Origin of the sequence: Streptomyces syringium, from assembly GCF_017876625.1 — a bacterium.
Taxonomy (GTDB): Bacteria; Actinomycetota; Actinomycetes; order Streptomycetales; family Streptomycetaceae; genus Streptomyces; species Streptomyces syringius.
In genome coordinates this window covers 4,928,695-4,948,513 of the sequence record NZ_JAGIOH010000001.1, presented here as the reverse complement: position 1 = coordinate 4,948,513, position 19,819 = coordinate 4,928,695, and the positions used below count along the sequence as shown (strand labels likewise).

Genomic DNA, 19,819 nt, shown 5'->3' with positions numbered 1-19,819 from the left:
CTTCCGGGTACGGTCAGCCGACCTTGATCCGGTCGTAGACGGGCACGCTGAACGGATTGAGCATCACATCGGAGAGATTGGCGGAATAGCCGGCGCTGCCGTTCTGGTACCAGAGCGGGATGGCCGGCATCTGCTCGGCGAGGATCTTCTCCGCGTCCTGGAACTTCCCGACCGCCTTCTCCTGGTCGCTCTCGGCATTGGCCTCGTCGACGAGCTTGTCGAAGTCCGGGTCGCTGAACTTCCCGTAGTTGGACGAGGCGTTGGAGTAGTAGAGCGGCTGGAGGAAGTTCTGGATCAGCGGGTAGTCCATCTGCCAGCCCGAGCGGAACATCCCGGTCATCCGGTGCTGGGAGATCTGGTTGCGGAAGTCCGCGAAGGTGCCGACGGGGTTGACGACGCAGGCCTTGTCCATGGCGAGGGCGTTGTTGATGCTGTTGCAGACGGCGTCCATCCACACCCGGTGCGAGCCGGTGTCGACGTTGGAGGTGATGGTCACCTGCCCGCCGGGCAGCCCGCCGCCCTCCTGGATCAGCTTCTTCGCCCGCGCGGCGTCGAAATCGCAGGCGTCACCGCACACACCTTCCTTGTAGCCGCCCTCGGACTTCAGGACGGGCGAGGACCAGTCGGTCGCCGGGGTGCGGGTCTTCTGGTAGATCTGCTCGGTGATCTCCTTGCGGTTGATCGCCATGGAGATGCCCTTGCGGACCTTCTCCATCCCGGCCTTGGACCACTTCGCGTCGTACATCGGGAAGACGACGGTCTGGATGATGCCGGCGGGCTGGTTGATGTACCGGTCACCGAGGTCGTTCTTGACGTTCTTGAGCTGGGCGGCCGGGACGTCGTCGACGAGGTCGAGATTGCCCGCCTGGAGGTCGGTGTAGGCGGTGTTGTTGTCGGTGTAGACGCGCAGCTCGACGCCCTCGTTCTGCGCCTTGTCGTCGCCCGGGTAGCCCTCCCATTTCTTGAGGTTCAGAGCGGACCCCTTGGCGTAGGAATCCACCATGTACGGGCCGTTGCCGACCGGCTTCTTCAGCCAGTTGTCGTGGTCGTCGAAGAACGCCCGGGGCAGCGGGGAGAAGGCCTGGTAGCCGAGGGTCTGCGGCCAGGTGGAGAACTTCTGGTTGAGCTTGACGGTGAAGGTCCGGTCGTCCTTGACCACCAGCCCGGACATGGTCTTGGCCTTGGCCGAGCCGCTGTCGGGGTGGACCTCGTCATAGCCCTCGATGGTGGCGAAGAAGGGGGCGTTGTTCTGCTTGTTGTCGACGAGGGCCGCGTAGTTCCACGCGTCGACGAAGGATTTGGCGGTCACTTTCTCGCCGTTGGAGAAGGTCCAGCCGTCCTTGAGGGTGACGGTGAAATTCTGCTGGTCGGACGTGTCGATCTTCTCGGCGAGCACGTTCTTGGCGGCGCCGGTCTTGGGGTCGTACTCCTTGAGCCCCCGGAAGATCATGGCCAGCACCTTGCCGCCCTGCACCTCATTGGTATTCGCCGGCTCCAGCGGATTCTGCGGATCCCCCCAGGAGGCCCGCACCACCCCGGCCCCACCGCCGCCACCCCCGCCGCATCCCGACGCCACGAGCGCGACCGCGAGCGTCGTCGCCGTCGCACAAACGGCCCACTTGGCGCGCCTGCCTCCACGCATGGAGTGCCTCCCTCAAGGTCCCGAGCCAAATCCCAGCCATATCCCAAGCCACGCTTAGGCCCACATAACACCCCATGAGGTGACGAAAAGCGCCCTTCTGGCGGCCGTCCGCGCGCGATCCGACGCGGAATCCGCCCGAATGCGCGAGCGCTCGCCGCGCCGGGGCCGCGTGCGCGGTGCCGAGCCGCCGAGGGGGCGGGGCCGGGGCGTCCACCGGGAGCCGGTGGGGCTGCTTTCAGCCTGTCGATTCGCAACAGTGCGGTCCCCGTTCTGCCACAGGCTCGTGACACCTGCCGCCTCTGAACTGCACTTTCTTTACTTCTCGCACACAACTCCGATAGACATGCGTACTAGTGACGGCGTGACAGTCGGCCGAATCACGTAGGGCCGCTGACACGTCAGCAACGGGGGCAGGGGGAACTTTCGTGACGGCTTGGGACATCAAACCGTCCGCGGTGAGTGGCGTGCTCACCAAGTGCGGAACGGCTGCCGAGGGGTTGTCGAAGGCGGGTCAGGCGGTGCAGAAGTCACTGCCGGCCGCCGCGACGGCAGCGGGCACGATCAGCGGCATGTACTGCGGTGAGGCACCGAGCGGACCGGTCGCGGGGGCGCTGGCCGAGTTCGCCAACGCGTGGGGCAAGGACGTCGCCTACGTGGCCCAGCGCACTGCCAACTCCCTGACCGGGGCCAAGACGGCCACTGAGGAGTACATCAAGGGCGACCTGAAGATGGCGGCGGACGCGCACAACGAGGCGCTCAAGGAGCCCAAGATCGACATGCCGGGTCAGGGGAAGAAGTGAGCGACAAAGACCTCATCGTCCCCTCGGGCATACCCCAGTTCACGGGCGATCTGGAGACCCTGGAGACCGAGTCCAAGTCCCTGGCCACCAACGCCAAGCTCTTCCGTGACTCCGGCGCCGCCGTCCACACCCAGTTCCAGGGGCTCTCGGCCTGCTACAAGGCGCCCGAGGCGGACAAGCTGTTCGCCACCACCCAGCCCGTCGCGACCAAGTCCGACGGCTTCGCGGACGACCTCGAAAAGGTCTCCTCGGCGCTGACCGCCTACGCCGGCGAAGTACGCCCCCTGAAGGACAAGCTCAAGAGCCTCAAGGACGACGCCTTCGCGTTCGTCGACAGCCTCGAGGGCGATGACGACTGGCGCGAGGACCAGAAGAAGGTCGACCGCAACAACAACCTCTGGCACAGCGTCAACGCCACCGTCGCCGCCTTCCACGCCGCCGAGCGCGCCTGCCACGACAAGATCGTCGCCCTGGTGAAGGGCACGCCCCTCATCGCCGACGACGGCTCCCACAAGCCGAACATGTACGGCTACAAGGCGAGCGACCTCGACCACGCCGAGGAAACGCCCTGGGGCAAGTTGGCCGAGCGCGAGTACACCGGCATCGAGTGGCTGGGCCACCAGATCAAGAGCTTCGTCTGGGACGGCTTCATCGTCGACGGCGTCTGGGGCACGATCAAGGGCCTCGGCACCCTGGTCGGCACCGACGGCTGGGACGCCGCGGGCCAGGCCTGGACGGGCCTCGCCAAGCTGGCCACCGGTCTGGCCATCACGGCCACCCCGCTCGGCGCCGCCTACTGGATGGCCCCCGAGGACAAGCTGCCGAGCTGGCTGCGGGACTCCCGCACGGCGGTGAAGGAGACCGGCAAGGCCCTCATCGCCTACGACCAGTGGGGCAAGAACCCCGCCCGCGCGGCCGGTGGCGTCACCTTCAACGTCCTCACCACGGTCTTCACCGGGGGCGCCGGAGGAGTCGCGAAGGGCGGAGCCGCCGCGAAGGCGATCTCCGTGGCCGGCAAGGTGAGCCGTGTGGTCGACCCGATCACCTATATCGGCAAGGCCGGGAAGTTCACCTTCGTCAAGGTCGGCGACCTCATGGCGAGCCTGAAGTCGCTGAACCCGGGTGCCTCGTTGCGCATCGCGGGCGACACGTTCAAGCTGGCCGACGAGCTCGCGGCGGCCAAGCTGCCGGAACGCCCCGCCGGCGTGCCCGACGAGGCGGCGGCCTTCGTCGACAGCAAGGGCCGCCCGGTCTACCTGAACCCGAAGACCGGCGAGCTCTTCGACGAGACCGGCAAGGTCAAGCAGCCCGCCGAGGACGTCCCGAAGGAGGGCTCGGCAGCGGAACGCGCCGCCGAGGCGGAGAAGGCCCGTACGCCCGAGGCGGAGAAGGTCCTGGTGGGCGCGGGTGCCCGCGCGGGTTCCGACGTCACGGCCTCGGCGGGGCGCGTCGGCGACAACGCGGCGGGCGGCGCGGCACGCGACGTCCCGGGTGGAACGGGCAGCCGGGTCCCCGGCGGTACTGCTCACGACCTGGGGCAGGGCCCCTCGGCGAGCCACGGGTCGCCGGGCACGGGTGGGGGTGGTGGCGGTGGTGGGCACTCCACGCCGCACACGGGTGGCGGCGGTGGCCACGATGTGCCGGGCTCCGGTACGGGTGGGCATGCCTCCGGTGGGCACGGTTCCAGTGGGCACGGCGACACCCCGCCGCGCGACGGCGACCACGGCAACGGCACCGGTCACGACGCACCCTCGGGCAACCCCCACGAGCCGGACGGCGCACACGGCTCCAAGCCGGAAGGCACGGACAACGCCGGTCCCGGCGGTGCTCACGGCGCCGACGGCGGTACGCCGCCGCACACCCCCGCACCGGCCCGCCGGCCGGTCGGTGACTTCGTCCCCGGCTCGGGAAAGGATCTCACTCCGGAGCAGCTCCAGGAAGGGCTGCAGAAGGCCCTCGACGGCGACTACGCAGGGCTGAGGATCAAGGTCGACGGCGTATTCCCCATGGACAACCAACTGGGCTGGAGCGCACAGATAGTCGACCAGGCCGGGAACCCGGTGGGCAGGATGGACCGCGACTTCATCCGCAAGGAAGACGGTACGCTGGCCGTCAAGCACAACATCATGAAAATCGACGACCCCGCCTATCGCGGAAAGGGCGTCGGGTCGGCCATCAGCAGGGACCTGGAGAACTGGTACCGGAAGTCCGGTGTCTCGGAAATCCAGCTCACGGCGGCCAAGGAGAACGGCGCCTACACCTGGGCCCGACGGGACTACGACTGGGTGCAGGAGAAGTCCGCAAAGAAGATCTTCAACCGCATCAATGTAAAGATGAAGGACCCCGAGTGGGACCTCTCCCCGGAGGAGCTCGCGGCCGCACAGGACATTGTGAACCGCGCGCGCAACAACCCGTTCGGAAGCCCCGACTACCCCACCCCGCGAGAGATCGCGAACATCGGGCGTGGGAGCGGCCGGGAGAACCCCTTCGGGAAGCGTGTACTCGTGGGTCAGCGTTGGGAAGGTAGGAAGCTGCTGTGACGGAGCGCGAGCCCGGCAAGCTGGAGCCGTCGGAGCCGGTGCACCCTCTGGTGACCAAGCGGCACCGGCTGTCATCGGAATGGTTCTACGAATTCTGCGCCAAGTACGGCGTGGACTATCCGGACGAGGCCACTCCCGAGCAGGAGGCGGAGTACGAGGCGGGCCTGGACGCGATCCACGCGCAGATCCGCGCGGAGTACGCCGCCGAGAAGGCGAAGCAGGACGACTGATGGTTGTCGGGCGCGGCTCGATCGAGCCGCGCCCGACGGCTCAGGGGTTGATCACGGGGACTCGTGCGTCACGCGCAGATGCACCCCCATGGCGGCGGTCAGCGCGGCGGCTTCCTGAACATCCCCGGCAGCCAGCGCGCGGGCACGCTTGCGCTTGATGTCCCGGCAGCCTTCACATTGGCGATCCGCCTTCGCAGACGCCGTCGCGACGGCCTCCCCGCTCACAGTCGACTCCGCGCGGCTTGGTCATTGACGTCGGCCACGCGTGCGCGCAGCGCGTCACTGGCGGTCGCCGGCGTCAGGTCGCACGGAAAGGCCTCCCACTCGCGCCCACCGGCGGGGTCTCGCAGTAACACCCGTCCGCAGATGACGTCCATGACCTCCCCGACCCGATCCCGCCGGGCGTCCAGCATCAGCGCCCCAACGGCGGGAAGCGGCGGCTGATCGTGCACGGTCACCGGGCGGCCACCTGCGACACTGGCCGTAGCGCTCAACGAAGGGGTGTTGAGACGGCCGATCGGCGGGAACAACGTGATGGCAGGGCAACTCGCACACTTGTTGGAGGTTGGCGAGCTGCCCAACGTCACGGTGAAGGTGGTCCCGTTCAACGCGGGACTGCACCTCGGCGTCATGTCCGGACCGTTCGGCATCCTGCGGTTCCCGATGAACGGGGACGGCAGCGAGTCGGAACCTCCCACCGTCTACGCAGACGGGTACACAGGAGACCTGTACCTGGACAAGCCCGGCGAGGTCGCACGCTATGACGCGGCGTTCCAGAACATCTGGGCCAAAGCGCTCAACGAGCAGGACTCAAGACATCTGATCTCTGAAGTGGCAGGAACTTATGGGCATAGATGATGGATCGGGCACGACATGGATCAAGTCCAGTCACAGCAACGGGCAGTCCGCTTGCCTGGAGGTCTGCTTCCTGGCCGGAGGAAGATCCCTCCCTGTCCGCGACAGCAAAAACCCCCACGGCCCAACCCTCCTCTTCGAAGCCGCCGCCTGGTCGGCGTTCATCGCCAGCCTGAAGGGCGGCTCCATCCCAGCGGGATGAAGCCCCCGTGCCCGTAACCCCGTTACAGGGGGGCAGCCCCCCGACCGCACACGGGGGATCAACCCATAGCGGGGAGCGCCCCCGCTCCCTAGCGTCGGGGCATGAGAAAACGGAATGCACTCACCGCCTTCACCCTCGCCCTCACCACCGCCGCCACAGGGACCGGCTTCGCCGCAGGTCCCAAGGGACCGGCTCCCGCGCAGCGGGACGGGTTGGAACGGTTCAAGGAGCAGAAGGTCGTCTGGGGCGCGTGCCAGGACGAGGAGCTGGCGGCGAGCGGGACCGAGTGCGCGCGGGTCACCGTGCCGCTGGACTACCGCGCCCCGGGCGGGCGGACGTTACAGATCGCGATCTCGCGCGTCAAGGCCGACGACAACGGCAAAGCGCGACGCGGGATACTCCTGACCAACCCGGGCGGCCCCGGCGGTCCCGGCCTGTCCATGCCGGCCACCCTGCGGAAGCAGCTCGGCGCCGAGGTGGCGGCGGCCTACGACCTCATCGGTATGGACGCCCGTGGGGTCGGCGAGAGCGGCCCGTTGGACTGCGGGCTGACCCGGGCGTCCTGGATCCGCTCGTCCGGAAGCGACCGGGCCGGATTCGACGCGAGCGTACGGCTCGCGCGACAGGACGCCCGTAAGTGCGGCGAGAAGTACCCCGACACCCTGGCTCACTACTCGACGCGCAACACCGCCCGCGACGTCGACATCGTCCGCGCCGCGCTCGGCGAGCGCCGGACCTCGTGGTTCGGCCAGTCGTACGGGACGACCCTCGGCTCCACCTACGCGCAGATGTTCCCTGAGAGAGTCGACCGTCTGGTCCTGGACAGCGCCCCGGACCCGGCCAAGTACGGCATGGGCATGATTCAGGACATGGGGCCCGCCAACGAGAAGGCCCTGGACGACTTCGCCGCATGGGCCGCGGCCCGCCACGCGCAGTACGGCCTCGGCGCCACGCCCGCCGCCGTCCGCGCCACCGTCGAAGGGCTCGCACGGCGGGCCCTGGGCGAGCCGATCAAGGTCGGCCCGTACCGGCTGGACGGGCACGACCTGCCCTTCCTGCTCCTCGACTTGGGCACGGACTCCCAGGACAACACCCGGTACGCCGAGGTCGTACGGAGCCTGCTCGACGCCGCCGACGGCAAGCCGGGCACCCCCCACCCGTACCTGCTCGACATGGTCAAGGAGCTGTCCGGCCCGGGGACCGCCGGGAGGAGCGCCGGCCTCTCCGCTCAGGTCGCGATTCTCTGCGCCGATGCCGCCATGCCCCGCGACCCCGACTGGTACTGGCGGGCCGTCGAACGCTCCCGCGCCGAGCAGCCGGTCTTCGGCCCGGTCGTCAACGGGCCCCTGCCGTGCGCCTTCTGGAAGGAGCGCCCCCGCGAGAGGCTGACGGAGATCGACAACAAGGTCCCCGCGCTCCAGCTCCAGGCGACCGGTGACACCCGCACCACCTATGAGGAGGGTCTCGCCATGCACCGGGCCATGCGTGGCTCGGTCCTGGTGACCGTTCCGACCCGTGCTCACGGCGTCGTCCGCTCCCGTACCGGGACCTGTGCGCACCAGGCCGTCGCCGACTACCTGGTGCGGGGCGCCCTGCCCGCGCGGGACATGACCTGCCGGCCCGCCGCCTGACCCGAGGCGCCTTTCCCCCTGGTCACGGACTCGCTCGCCCCATGTGCACCCATCACGCCACATGGCACGTAACCGCTTTGCACATACAACATGTTTTCGATAGACATGGATGCCATTCAGTGGGGGCTGTGTGGCAAGAGTGCACATTGGTGCGGGGAACGGGGATCTGGGGGATTTCATGACGGCTTGGGACATTGTTCCGTCCGAAGTGGGCGCGGTGCTCACGAGGTGCGGGAAGGCCGCTGAAGGGTTGTCGAAGGCAGGCCAGGCTGTGCAGAAGTCGCTGCCGGCCGCCGCGATCGCCGCCGGCACGATCAGCGGTATGTACTGCGGGAACGCCCCGAAGGGCCCGGTGGGCGCGGCGCTGGCCGAGTTCGGCTCGAAATGGGGCAAGGACCTGACCTATATCGCGAAGCGCACCACCATGTCTCTCACCGGAGCCCGGGAGGCCGCTCAGGCCTACATGGAGGGTGACTTGAAGATGGCGGCGAACGCACACAATGCGGCGCTCACGGAGCCCGTCATCAGGATGCCCGGGCAGGGGAAGAAGTGAGCGACCTCATCATTCCGACGGGCATACCGCAGTTCGTCGGCGAGTTAGGCACGCTGGAGAAAGAGGCCAAGTCCCTGGCCTCGAACGCCAAGCTGTTCCGGGACTCCGGCGCGAGCGTGCACTCCTCCTTCCAGGGTCTGTCGGCCTGCTACAAGGCCCCGGAAGCGGACAAGCTCTTTGCCACCACCGTCCCCGTCGCGACCAAGTCCGACGGGTTCGCTGACGACCTGGAAAAGGTCTCCTCCGCGCTGGACGCCTACGCGAGCGAAGTGCGCCCGTTGGTGGCCAAGCTCGCGAGCCTCAAGGAACAGGCCATCGCCTTCGTCGCAAGCGTCGAGAACGACGACGACTGGCGCAAGGACAAGAAGAAGACCGACCGCAACGACGAGCTCTGGCACAGCGTCAACGCCACCGTCGCCGCCTTCCACGCCGCCGAGCGCGCCTGCCACGACAAAATCGTCACGCTCGTCGCGAACGGCACGCCGCTGATTCCCGATGACGGCTCCCACAAGCCCAACATGTACGGCTACAAGGCCGGCGACCTCGACCGCGCCGAGGAGACCCCCTGGGGAAGCCTGGCCGAGCGGGAGTACACGGGCCTGGCTTGGCTGCGACACCAGGCCAAGAGCTTCCTGTGGGACGGCATCGTCATGGACGGGATCGTCGGCACCGCCAAGGGCGTGGGGACCCTGTTCGGCTCCGAGGGCTGGGGCAAGGCCGGTGAGGCATGGACGGGACTGGCCAAGCTGGCCACGGGCGTGGCCATCACCATGACGCCCCTGTCGGGTGCCTACTGGATGGCCTCCGACGACCAGCTGCCGGGCTGGTTCCGTGACTCCCGCACCACCATGAAGGGCGCCGGTAAGGCGTTCGTCGCCTACGACCAGTGGGGGAAGAACCCCGCACGTGCGGCCGGCGGGGTCACCTTCAACGTCCTCACCACCATCACCGGCGGCGCCGGGGCAGCCGCGAAGGGCGGAGCGGCGGCGAAGACGTTCGCCGCGGCGGGCAAGGTGGGCCGGCTCATCGACCCGATGACGTACGTCGGCAAGGCCGGGAAGTTCACCTTCGTCAAGGTCGGCGATCTGATGTCGAGCCTGAAGACGTTGAACCCCGGGGCGTCTTTGCGTGTCGCGGGGGAAACGTTCCGTCTTGCAGACGAGGCCACGACGGCCAGGCTGGCGGAGCGGCCTGCGGGCCTGCCCAAGGACGTGGCGGAGTTCGTCGACAACAAGGGCCGCCCGGTCTACCTGAACCCGAAGACCGGGCAGCTCTTCGACGAGCACGGCAAGGTGAAGCAGCCGGCGGAATCCGTTCCGAAGGAGGGGTCGGCGGCGGAGCGGGCTGCGGAGGTCGAGCGCACCCGCGCGCCCGAGCAGAAGCGGGTCGGGCAGCAGCCTGCCATGGCCGGGGCACATGCGGGATCCGATGGCGCCGCATCAGTGGGCCGCAGCGGCGGCCACACCTCAAGCCACGAACCGCCTGCCAGGTCGGGGCGCGGCGGCATCCCTGAGCGCAATGGTCTGCCTGACCGCGGTGGTCATTCCCATGCCGCCGACAACGGGACGGATGCAACAAGGTCTGGGAGCCCCGGGGCGGGTGAAGGACGCGGAGGCGGTCGCGCAAACGGCCCCGGTGCCCACGACGCGGGTCACGCCCCCGACAACGGAACCGCCGGTGCAGCCGACAGCGGCACGCATGTCAGTCGACCAGATCGCGGTGGCAGCGGGGCTGAGGCTGGCCACGGGCATAACAGGGCCAGCGGTGGACGTGGTGACGGAAGCAACCCGTACGCCGGAATGACCGATCACGAGATCATGCGCAAGCAGGTCGACCGCGCCAACAACGAGCCGGGGTACTACGAGAAGTACTACAGGAAAGACACCGGATACCGGAAGGACCAGTACCTCGCTGACGAGAGCGGCAAGGTCCCTCCGCAACTGGTGGAGGATCCGACCGCAGTGGGGAGATCGGTTGGGACTGAAGGTAACCGAGTGCGCTGGATACCCAAGTCGGACGCGCCACCCCCTATTCCGCCGAAACGGCTCGGGGACGCCATCCCCGGGACCAGATCAATGGTCCCGCCCGAGAATCTCCCCAAACTCGACGATGCCGCCAAGTCTCGCCATGACGCCATTCAATTGGACACGGCCGCTAGAAACGAACTGGCGGCAGCCGAAAAGGCACATGACGGCAATCCGACTTCGGATACCAAGCATGCCCTACAAGAGGCAGATAAGATCTACAAGCTGCACCACAACGAGATGGGGAATAAAAGCGAGAAATTTGGCGAGGCCGTGGCGGAGCACGGCGTAATAGCCAAGCATTACCCAGGCTATTCAAAAGAAACGCTACACGGCCCCAAGAACGGAAACGACCAGTTCGATCAAGTATGGAGACGTCCGGACGGCAGATTCGTCGTGGTCGAGGCAAAGAGCAGCTCGACAACCCCAATAAACAGCCGCCGACTACCCGACAAGCGGAGAGCGGAACAGGGGAGCCGAGAATACTTCGAGGACATCCTAGCAAAAATGCAGGAACGGGGAGCCACTATCGAGAGCGAGGCTAGGCTCGCACGTGATTTGCGTCGCGCCTTGAAGGCGAACAAGGTAGAATACATCATGGTCAAGGGGAAGCCCAACGGCGACACATTCAACGGCTACATCCTACAGAAATTCGACATCGGCCAATAATCGAGGAGCCTGGTGGTCACACACGTAAGTCGTCACAATTTCCCCGCGATCCCTCCGGCCAGTGTGGAATTTCTACAGGAGGATGTCAGGGAATCCATTGACGACCTCGAGCAGGCGCCGCGCATGTTCGGCATGGCCCTAAACTCCAGCCTGACGTACCTGCGGACCCGTTGCGCCCTGGACCCGGACGCCCAGTACATCGACACCTGGGAAGCCACGGTGACGGCCATGCAGGTGGGATCTGCGCTGTTCGCTTCGGCAAGTGCAACCGAAGGGGCTGCAACGTACCGCATCGATCACAAGTTGCGGACCATTCCTGCCACCGGACCCCAATTCTACAGTGACGCGAGCAATTGGCTCACCGCATTCTGGCTTGCTATCGTCTGCCGCGACCAGGACCGCATGACTCAACTGTGTGAGATTCCCGTCGACCTCCTGCGCGCTGCGGGGGAATACGACGAGTACATCTACCACTGGGTCGATTCGCTTCAAACATACTGGCTCGAAAATCCGGGGCTGGTCGAAAAACTCACCATAGCGATCGATACCTCTCATCCGGACGTCGCCCAGATTGCTGACCGAGACCTACTGAACAAGGTCCTATACCAACCGATCGCCCTTTTCCACCGCTTCCTGCGCCAAGACCACGAAGGCTTCAACCGAACCTTGGTGGAGGCCCTCGAATTGCACAGGGATTACTGGACTGCGGATGAGGAACGAGAGCGTAGCGTCAGCGGCATGCTTGCGCTTGGCCCGTTGGCCATCGCGTGTCTGGCATACGACGCCGGCCGCCCGATCGAGGTTGAGTCCGGCTATCTCCCTAACTGCCTCCTCAAGCGGAATTGGCTCGGCGAGTTCCCCACATAGCGACAGTCGGCTGCCTAGCGCCATACGACCAGAGAGGGAAGCGAAGAACTGGCCGGGAGCCGGCGAGACAGCGTCGCGCTGCCTCGTCTCGTGGCCCTGAAAGATTTCCAACAAGGCGCATCACCTGGCAAGGCGCGGGCCTGAACGGCCTTGTAGGGCGCAGGAGCAGCTGCAGCCTTCACCAAACGGTTGCATACACGGCCCGCAGCTCAGAGACCCCTGCTACTCATTCGCGCACAATTGGACGAAACTTGAAAGACGTCATAGCCCTCACCCCCAACATGCCCGACTCCTGGGCCGTGTTGGCCGGGCTCTACGCGGGTGGGCCCGAACTCCAGGCCAGTAGCGGGCACGACGGTGCCGTCATCCAGTTGCACACCGCGGACGGCCGGCCGCTCGTCTCGCTGGAGGCGCCGCTGCTCGTGCACGTGGCCGGCGAGGCCGAGCGGCTGCTCGGGGGTGAGGTCAAGGCACCCCCCGTGCCGTACTGGTGGTCCGAGGTGCGGGCCTCCACCGCCGTGCCGGAGGCGGGGCCGCTGGCCGGGTCCGTCGCCGGGCGGCTCACCGCGCTGCTCGGTGGGAGCGTGTGGCCCGCCGAGGCCGCCACCACCGACGTCGTCAGGACGGCCACCGCCGCGGAAGCCGTCGCCGCCACCGGTGACGACGACGCCCTCACCGTGGACGTCCTCACCGACTCCACCGCCGTGGTCCTGGCCGACCGGCCCGTTCTCGCGCTGACGGCCTGGCTGTCCGCGATCCTGCGGAAGGTCACCGACGCCGGGCTCGCGCTGCACATCGTCACCCCGGCCCACGTGCGGCTCAGCCTGCCCCTGCGTACCGCTCTGGCCGGGGCTCCCAACCGCTGGGTCGTGCAGGATCCCGAGTGCGGTTACTACGACGGGCTCTCCGGTGCCGTCCTGCACTGGCAGCACGGCACCTTCACCCCCGTCGTCGACGAAGCCGGGGAGCGGTCCGCGGCCAAGGTCTTCACCGAGAACGCCCCCGCCACCGAGCGACAGCTCGGCGTCGCGTTCCGCGTCACGCACCGGCCCGACGACAGCCTCGTGCTCGGCCGTTCCCTGGAAGCCGCCTGGGCCGCGCTCACCGGGGCCGCGCCCGCCGGGTGGGGAACCGCCGAGCCCGTCAACCTCCGGTGGTCCACCGGGCAGTTGACGGACCTCGCCCGGGGCCGTGCGCCCGAGCCCACCCATCTGCTGGCCGTCGGGCATCCCGACCGCCCCGCCATCGCCACCCACCGCGTCACCCGCACCCCCGACGGCGTCGCGGAGGACATCACCCTCACACTCGGCTACGGCGAGGACGAGGCCCCGCCCCTCGACGCGATCGAGCCTCTCGCCAGGGCCCTCGCCGCCGAGCACGGCCTCACCTCCATGCTCGTCACGCTGCGCCGGGCCCGCCGGGACCTCGCCGTCCCGCCGCACTTCGAGGCACCGCCCATTCCCGTCTCGTTCACCCTCGGCGCCGACGACGTCCACACCATCGGCCTCGACCACGCCCGCCGCCCGCCCGTCGAGCTCCGGCCCGTACCCCTCGGCCCGACGGCCCGGCCCGCCCTGTACTACCCGCTCGGTGACGGCACCGACGCTCAGGCCTGGACCGTCCTCCAACAGCTCGGCACCCACCTCCAGGTCGACCCGGCGAACTGACGAGGGCGCCCGGGCGCCCCCGCGCAACGACAAAGCGGGGGCTCCCCCGGACATGACATCCGGAAGAGCCCCCGCCCCGGCCGAGCGCCGAGCCAAACGCCGAGCGCGAGCGACTACGCCGCGCCCACCACCTGCTTCTCCTCCGCGAAGTGGCACGCGGATTCATGCGCCGCCGGAGTCTGCTTGCCCACGAAGACCTCGGGGATCGCCAGCAGCGGGGTCTCCTCCGCGCAGCGGTCCTCGGCCTTCCAGCAGCGGGTGCGGAAGCGGCAGCCCGACGGCGGGTTCGCCGGGGAGGGCACGTCGCCGGTCAGGATGATCCGCTCCCGGTGCTGGCGGGCGTCGGGGTCGGGGACCGGGACGGCCGACAGCAGCGCCTGGGTGTAGGGGTGCGTCGGGTGCTCGTAGATCTCCGTGTCCGTGCCGATCTCGGCCATCTTGCCGAGGTACATCACGCCGACCCGGTCGGAGATGTGCCGCACGATGGACAGGTCGTGCGCGATGAAGACATAGGAGAGGTTGAACTCGTCCTGGAGCTTCCCCATCAGGTTGATGACCTGTGCCTGCACCGAGACGTCCAGCGCCGAGACGGGCTCGTCGCAGATGATGATCTCCGGGTTGAGGGCCAGGCCGCGCGCGATGCCGATGCGCTGGCGCTGGCCGCCGGAGAACTGGTGCGGGTAGCGGTTGATGTACTCCGGGTTCAGACCGACGACGTCCAGGAGTTCCTGGACCTTCCGCCGGCGGTCGCCCTTCGGGGCCACCTCGGGGTGGATCTCGTAGGGCTCCCCGATGATGTCGCCGACCGTCATGCGGGGGTTGAGCGAGGTGTACGGGTCCTGGAAGACCATCTGGATGTTGCGGCGCACGGCCTTCAGGGCGCGGCCGGACAGCTTGGTGATGTCCTGGCCCTTGTAGAAGACCTCGCCCGACGTGGCCGTCTCCAGCGTCATCAGCAGCTTGGCGACCGTGGACTTGCCACAGCCGGACTCGCCGACGATGCCGAGCGTCTCGCCCTGGTAGAGGTCGAAGGAGATCCCGTCGACCGCCTTGACCGCGCCGACCTGCCGGCGGAAGAGGATGCCCTGCGTCAGCGGGAAGTGCTTGACGAGGTTGCGGACCTGGAGGATCGGCTCGCCGCGCTCGACCGGGGCGTCGAGGACGGCCTCGACCTCGGCGGTGGTGCTGGCGTCGGTGTGCACGACCTCGGTGACGTTCGGCGTCGCGTCGGCCACGGCCTCGCCCTTCCCGCCGGAATTCCCGCCGGACACTCCGCCGGGCTTGTTGCCGGACCCGCCGGTGGACTCAGCCATGGATCGTCTCCTTCCAGAAGTGGCACGCGCTGCCGCGGCCCGGCATCGCCGCGCCGTCCGGCTCCGCGACCTGGTGCAGCTGCGGGACGTCGGTGCGGCAGACGTCCTGCGCCTTGACGCAGCGCGGGTTGAAGGCACAACCGGCGGGGATCCGCGTCAGGTTGGGCGGCAGGCCCTTGATCGCGAAGAGCTCCTGGCCCTTCTGGTCCAGGCGCGGGATCGAGTCCAGCAGGCCACGGGTGTACGGGTGCGCGGGGCGCTTGTACAGCTCGTGGACCGGCGCGGTCTCGACGATCCGGCCCGCGTACATCACCGCGATCTTGTCGGCGACGTCCGCGACGACACCGAGGTCGTGGGTGATGAGGATCAGGCCCATGTTGAACTCGCGCTGGAGCTCCGCGAGCAGATCCATGACCTGCGCCTGCACCGTCACGTCCAGGGCCGTCGTCGGCTCGTCCGCGATGATCAGGTCCGGCTCCAGGGCCAGCGCCATCGCGATCATGATGCGCTGACGCATACCGCCCGAGAACTGGTGCGGATAGTCGCCCACCCGCTCCTTCGCGGCCGGGATGCGCACGCGGTCCATCAGCTCGATGGCCTTGGCCTTGGCGTCCTTCTTGGACAGGCCCTGGTGCACCCGGTACATCTCGCCGAGCTGGTAGCCGACGCTCAGGACGGGGTTGAGCGAGGACAGCGCGTCCTGGAAGATCATGGCGATCTTCCGGCCGCGGATCTGCCGCCGCTCCTCGCCCGACATGGTGAGCATGTCCTGGCCGCGGTAGAGGATCTGGCCCTGCGGGATCTTGCCGGGCGGCATGTCGAGGATGCCCATGATCGCCTGTGCGGTCACGGACTTGCCCGAGCCGGACTCGCCGAGCACGGCCAGGGTCTCGCCGGCGTCGACGGTGTAGTTCACACCGTTGACCGCCTTGGCGACACCCTCGCGGGTGTGGAACTCCACGTGCAGGTCGCGGACTTCGAGCAGCGGTGTGCTCGCGTCGTCGGCCGAACGGGGTTCGGGGACGTTCGCGGTCTTCTCAAGAGTGGTCACGGTTACGCCTCCCTCAGCGCAGCTTGGGGTCGAGGGCGTCGCGCACCGCGTCGCCGAGCATGATGAACGCGAGCACCGTGAGGCAGAGCATGCCGGCGGGGAAGAACATGACGTGCGGGGCGTCCCGCAGTGCGTCCTTGGCGTCCGAGATGTCGATGCCCCACGAGATCGTCGGGTCGGCGAGGCCGAGACCGAGGTACGACAGCGTGGCCTCGGCGGCGATGTAGCCGCCCAGGGCGATCGTGGCGACGACGATGACGGGGGCGATCGCGTTCGGCAGGATGTGCCGGAACAGGATCCGCCCGGTGCCCGCGCCGAGCGCGCGAGCGGCCGTCACATAGTCGGACTGCTTGGTGGTGATCACCGAACCGCGCATGACGCGGGCGATCTGCGTCCAGCCGAGGAAGGCCATGGACCCGGCCACCACCCACAGCTCCCGGTCGGTGAACGAGGTCAGGATGACCATGGCACCGAGGAAGAAGGGGATGCCGAAGAAGATGTCGGTGAAGCGGGACAGCACCGAGTCGATCCAGCCGCCGTAGTAACCGGCGAGCATGCCGATCAGTCCGCCGAGGACCGTGACCGCGATGGTGACGAGCACACCGACGCTGATCGAGGCGCGGGCGCCGTAGATGACACGCGCGTAGATACTGCGGCCCTGCTTGTCGTAGCCGAACCACTCGGGCGAGAAGACGTGGCCCCACTCCGGCTTGGACATGAAGTGGTTCGTCAGGTCGCCGCTGCGCGGGTCCACGCTGGTGAACAGCGTGGGGGCGATCGCCATCACCAGCAGCAGCACGATCAGCAGCGCGGAGATGACGAAGAGCGGATTGCGGCGCAGCTGCTGCCAGGCGTCGCTCCACAGGCTGCGCGGCTTCCCGGTGGAGGGCACCGCGGGCACGTTCGCCGCGACCGTCTCGTCCGAGGTGAGGACGGTGTCGGAGGCGGCCGGGGTCTTGGTCACGTCAGGCATACCGGATCCTCGGGTCCAGGACCGCGTAGAGCAGGTCGACGATCAGGCTGGTGAACAGGAAGACGATGACCAGGACGGTGACGATCCCGACGGTGGTCGTGCCCTCGCCCTGGCTGACCGCCCGGTACAGCTGCTGGCCGATGCCCTGCACATTGAAGATGCCCTCGGTGACGATCGCGCCGCCCATGAGGGCGCCGATGTCCGTACCGAGGAAGGTGACGACGGGGATCAGCGAGTTGCGCAGCAGGTGCACACCCACGATGCGCCGCCGGGGCAGGCCCTTGGCGAGCGCGGTGCGCATGTAGTCGGAGCGGACGTTCTCGCTGATGGTGGTGCGGGTCAGCCGCGCCACGTAGGCGAGCGACAGTGAGCCCAGCACGGCACCCGGGAGGATCAGTTGGGTGAAGTCCTCGGAGTCCTGGACGCTCGGTGTCACCCACCCGAGTTCGGTCGCGAAGACCGTCTGGAAGATGTAGCCGAGGACGAAGACCGGCACCGAGATCACCAGCAGGGTGAAGATCAGTACGGCGGTGTCGACGGCCTTGCCGGCCTTGAGCCCGGCGAAGACGCCGAGGGTGATGCCGAGGACCACCTCGATGACGAACGCGACGAGTGCCAGCCGGATCGTGACCGGGAAGGACTCGGCCATGAGGTCGGAGACCTGACGGCCGCCGAAGGTCTCGCCGAACTTCCCCTGGAAGAGGTCGGCCATGTAATTGGTGTACTGCTGCCACAAGGGCAGGTCGAGCCCGAACTTATGGCGCAGCACCGCGACCTGGGCGGGGTCCGCCGCCTTGTCGCCCCACAGCGCCTTGATCGGGTCGCCGGGCAGCACATGCACCATGAGAAAGATCAGCAGAGTGGTCCCGATGAACACCGGGATCATCTGGAGCAGTCGCCTCGCGACGTAGCGCCCCATGTCGCCTCCATGTCAGTCGCATCCGCGGCGTCGGACGCATGTGCCCCTGCGGGTGGAGGAGGATGGCGCTAACGCTCGCGGGTGCGCCGGTGCCGCCGACGTATGCGGCGGCACCGGCCTCAACGGTTGTCCCTGGGTTACTTCTGCTTCACCTGAACGTCGGTGAGGATGGGGTCACCGTCCTGGCCGTACGGCATCTTGCCGTAGACCTTCGTGGACTGACCGGCGTTGGTCGCGTAGTACCAGAGCGGGATCACCGGGAGCTTCTTGGCCAGGGTCTTCTCGGCCTCCTGGTAGAGCTTCACGGTCTCGTCGAGGGTGTTCGCCTGGTCGGCCTTGGCGGCCAGCTCGTCGAACTCCTTGTTCTCGTAGGCGCCCTGGTTGCCGTCGGCCTTGGAGCCGTAGAGGTCACGCAGGAAGTTGGCGTTGACCGGGTAGTCCAGCACCCAGCCGGACCGGTACATCGACTTGACCTGCTTCTTCTCACGCTGGTCGAGGTCGGCCTTGAAGTTCGGCTTGGAGTCGCCGACGCACTCGATACCGGTGGACTTGCGGATGCTGTTGCACACCGCGTCGACCCAGGTCTTGTGCGGCTGGTCGGCGTTGTACTGGATGGAGATCTTGTTGCCGGGGACGCCGCCGCCGTCCTTGATGTACTGCTTGGCCTTCTCGGGGTTGAACGTGCAGGCCTCGCCACAGGAGTTGGCCTGGTAGCCGATGACACCCTTGGCGACGAAGCTGGTCGCCGGGACGCGGGAGCCGTGCAGCGTGGTCTTGGTGATGGTGTCGCGGTCGATCGCCATCGACAGGCCGGTGAGGACCTTCGGGTCGATGCTCTTCCACTGGTCGGTGTAGAAGGCGAACGCGACGTCCTGGATCGCCGAGTACTCGTTGGTGATCGCCCGGTCGCCGAGGTCCTGCTTGTAGTTGGTCAGCGACGTGTCGGGGATCTGCTCGATCCAGTCGAGGTTGTTCGACCGCAGGTCGTTGTAGGCGGCGTCGGCGGTCGTGTAGTTCTTGAAGGTGATGCCGCCGTTCTTCGCCTTGTCCGGGCCCTGGTAGCCGTCGAAGCGCTTCACGACGATCTTGTCGTTGTGGTCCCAGGACTCGAACTTGTACGGGCCGTTGCCGACGGGCTTCTGGCCGTACTCCTTGGGGTTCTTGAAGAACGCGTCGGGCAGCGGGTACCAGACCGAGTAACCGAGCTTGTAGTTGAAGTACGAGACCTTCGACTTGAGCGCGATGGTGAACTCGGTGTCGCTGACGACCTTCAGGCCCGACATCTTGTCGGACTTCGGGTCACCCTCGGCCGGGTGGACGTCGTCGTAGCCCTCGATGTCGGAGAACCACTGCGAGTTGATCTGGTTGTTCTTGGTGTTGGCCGACCAGTTCCAGGAGTCCACGTAGGACTTGGCGGTCACGGGCTCACCGTTGTGGAACTTCCAGCCCGGCTTGAGCTTGACGGTCCAGTGCTTGGCGTCCGAGGAGGTGACGGACTCGGCGTTGATGTTCTTGATCTTGCCGGTGCCGGGTTCGTAGGTCACCAGGCCGGAGAAGAGGCTCTTCAGGACGCGGTGGCCCTGGCTCTCCTTGGCGTTGGCGGGCTGCAGCGGGTTCTGCGGCTCACTGGTCTGAACGACCAGCGTGCCGTTGGGGTCGACCTTGCCATCGGTCAGACCGCTTCCGCTGTCGCTCTTGTCGCCGCCGCAGGCGGTCGCAGCCATGGCCACGACTATCGCGCCCGTGACCCACTTGGCGCTCTTGGCACCGCGCATGGGAATGCCTCCTCAGGAGTCCACTTATCACTACAAGAGAGGCACCGGCCCCACGCTGACACCCCTGACAGCGGAGACGGAACCGGCACCCCGAGTGTGCTCGTGAGT

Annotated in this window: 18 protein-coding genes; 10 read left to right on the top strand and 8 right to left on the bottom strand. The window is 67.4% G+C overall.

Features of this window, described 5'->3' with window-relative positions:
• Nucleotides 1-13: 13 nt before the first annotated feature.
• The gene (locus JO379_RS22135) at nt 14-1,642 is read right to left on the bottom strand and encodes a peptide ABC transporter substrate-binding protein (protein WP_209516578.1); all 1,629 of its coding nucleotides are present in this window, start codon (nt 1,640-1,642) and stop codon (nt 14-16) included.
• A 425-nt stretch (nt 1,643-2,067) separates the two neighbouring features.
• On the opposite strand from JO379_RS22135, the gene JO379_RS22130 reads away from it, so the two are divergent.
• The 3 genes from JO379_RS22130 to JO379_RS22120 are packed head-to-tail and all read left to right on the top strand — an operon-like array spanning nt 2,068 to nt 5,212.
• Nucleotides 2,068-2,442 (top strand): DUF6507 family protein, encoded by a 375-nt coding sequence (locus tag JO379_RS22130; protein WP_130879709.1) that lies wholly within the window; start codon nt 2,068-2,070, stop codon nt 2,440-2,442.
• Nucleotides 2,439-4,982, top strand: a complete 2,544-nt coding sequence (locus JO379_RS22125) for a GNAT family N-acetyltransferase (RefSeq protein ID WP_209516573.1) — start codon at nt 2,439-2,441, stop codon at nt 4,980-4,982. Before JO379_RS22130 ends, JO379_RS22125 begins: the two co-directional genes overlap by 4 nt.
• Entirely contained in the window at nt 4,979-5,212 is a 234-nt protein-coding gene (locus JO379_RS22120; protein ID WP_130879707.1) for a hypothetical protein, read from the top strand. Before JO379_RS22125 ends, JO379_RS22120 begins: the two co-directional genes overlap by 4 nt.
• A 51-nt stretch (nt 5,213-5,263) precedes the next feature.
• Here JO379_RS22120 and JO379_RS22115 read toward each other — a convergent pair whose 3' ends face one another.
• Together JO379_RS22115 and JO379_RS22110 are read right to left on the bottom strand one after the other, a co-directional pair.
• Nucleotides 5,264-5,437, bottom strand: a complete 174-nt coding sequence (locus tag JO379_RS22115) for a hypothetical protein (protein WP_209516570.1) — start codon at nt 5,435-5,437, stop codon at nt 5,264-5,266.
• Nucleotides 5,434-5,670: a hypothetical protein gene (locus JO379_RS22110; RefSeq protein ID WP_307842105.1), complete on the bottom strand. Its 237-nt coding sequence runs from the start codon at nt 5,668-5,670 to the stop codon at nt 5,434-5,436. The genes JO379_RS22115 and JO379_RS22110 overlap by 4 nt, the downstream gene beginning before the upstream one ends.
• A 43-nt stretch (nt 5,671-5,713) precedes the next feature.
• On the opposite strand from JO379_RS22110, the gene JO379_RS22105 reads away from it, so the two are divergent.
• The 7 genes from JO379_RS22105 to JO379_RS22075 all read left to right on the top strand — a co-directional run bounded on the left by JO379_RS22105 (nt 5,714) and on the right by JO379_RS22075 (nt 13,680).
• The gene (locus JO379_RS22105) at nt 5,714-6,070 is read left to right on the top strand and encodes a DUF5753 domain-containing protein (RefSeq protein ID WP_242626234.1); all 357 of its coding nucleotides are present in this window, start codon (nt 5,714-5,716) and stop codon (nt 6,068-6,070) included.
• Nucleotides 6,057-6,269, top strand: coding sequence for a DUF397 domain-containing protein (locus JO379_RS22100; protein ID WP_209516567.1), 213 nt, complete (start codon nt 6,057-6,059; stop codon nt 6,267-6,269). The genes JO379_RS22105 and JO379_RS22100 overlap by 14 nt, the downstream gene beginning before the upstream one ends.
• Before the next feature lie 101 nt (nt 6,270-6,370).
• Nucleotides 6,371-7,900, top strand: a complete 1,530-nt coding sequence (locus JO379_RS22095; protein ID WP_209516565.1) for an alpha/beta hydrolase — start codon at nt 6,371-6,373, stop codon at nt 7,898-7,900.
• 178 nt (nt 7,901-8,078) lie between these two features.
• On the top strand, nt 8,079-8,453 hold the full coding sequence (locus JO379_RS22090; RefSeq protein WP_209516563.1) for a DUF6507 family protein: 375 nt from the start codon (nt 8,079-8,081) through the stop codon (nt 8,451-8,453).
• Complete coding sequence (locus JO379_RS22085; protein ID WP_209516560.1) at nt 8,450-11,146, top strand: hypothetical protein; 2,697 nt, start codon at nt 8,450-8,452, stop codon at nt 11,144-11,146. Before JO379_RS22090 ends, JO379_RS22085 begins: the two co-directional genes overlap by 4 nt.
• Nucleotides 11,147-11,158: 12 nt before the next feature.
• Nucleotides 11,159-12,013 carry an immunity 49 family protein gene (locus JO379_RS22080; RefSeq protein ID WP_307842103.1) on the top strand — a complete coding sequence of 285 codons (855 nt, stop codon included), beginning with the start codon at nt 11,159-11,161 and terminating at the stop codon, nt 12,011-12,013.
• 281 nt (nt 12,014-12,294) lie between these two features.
• Entirely contained in the window at nt 12,295-13,680 is a 1,386-nt protein-coding gene (locus JO379_RS22075; RefSeq protein ID WP_209518806.1) for a DUF6177 family protein, read from the top strand.
• 113 nt (nt 13,681-13,793) lie between these two features.
• On the opposite strand, the gene JO379_RS22070 is transcribed toward JO379_RS22075, so the two are convergent.
• From JO379_RS22070 to JO379_RS22050, 5 genes are all read right to left on the bottom strand, one after another.
• Nucleotides 13,794-14,993 carry an ABC transporter ATP-binding protein gene (locus tag JO379_RS22070; protein WP_242626233.1) on the bottom strand — a complete coding sequence of 400 codons (1,200 nt, stop codon included), beginning with the start codon at nt 14,991-14,993 and terminating at the stop codon, nt 13,794-13,796.
• Nucleotides 14,986-16,044 (bottom strand): ABC transporter ATP-binding protein, encoded by a 1,059-nt coding sequence (locus JO379_RS22065; protein WP_209516558.1) that lies wholly within the window; start codon nt 16,042-16,044, stop codon nt 14,986-14,988. The genes JO379_RS22070 and JO379_RS22065 overlap by 8 nt, the downstream gene beginning before the upstream one ends.
• Nucleotides 16,045-16,057: 13 nt before the next feature.
• Nucleotides 16,058-17,017: an ABC transporter permease gene (locus tag JO379_RS22060; RefSeq protein ID WP_209516555.1), complete on the bottom strand. Its 960-nt coding sequence runs from the start codon at nt 17,015-17,017 to the stop codon at nt 16,058-16,060.
• Nucleotides 17,010-17,936, bottom strand: a complete 927-nt coding sequence (locus JO379_RS22055) for an ABC transporter permease (protein ID WP_130879697.1) — start codon at nt 17,934-17,936, stop codon at nt 17,010-17,012. Before JO379_RS22055 ends, JO379_RS22060 begins: the two co-directional genes overlap by 8 nt.
• 137 nt (nt 17,937-18,073) lie before the next feature.
• On the bottom strand, nt 18,074-19,711 hold the full coding sequence (locus JO379_RS22050) for a peptide ABC transporter substrate-binding protein (protein WP_130879696.1): 1,638 nt from the start codon (nt 19,709-19,711) through the stop codon (nt 18,074-18,076).
• Nucleotides 19,712-19,819 lie beyond the last annotated feature (108 nt).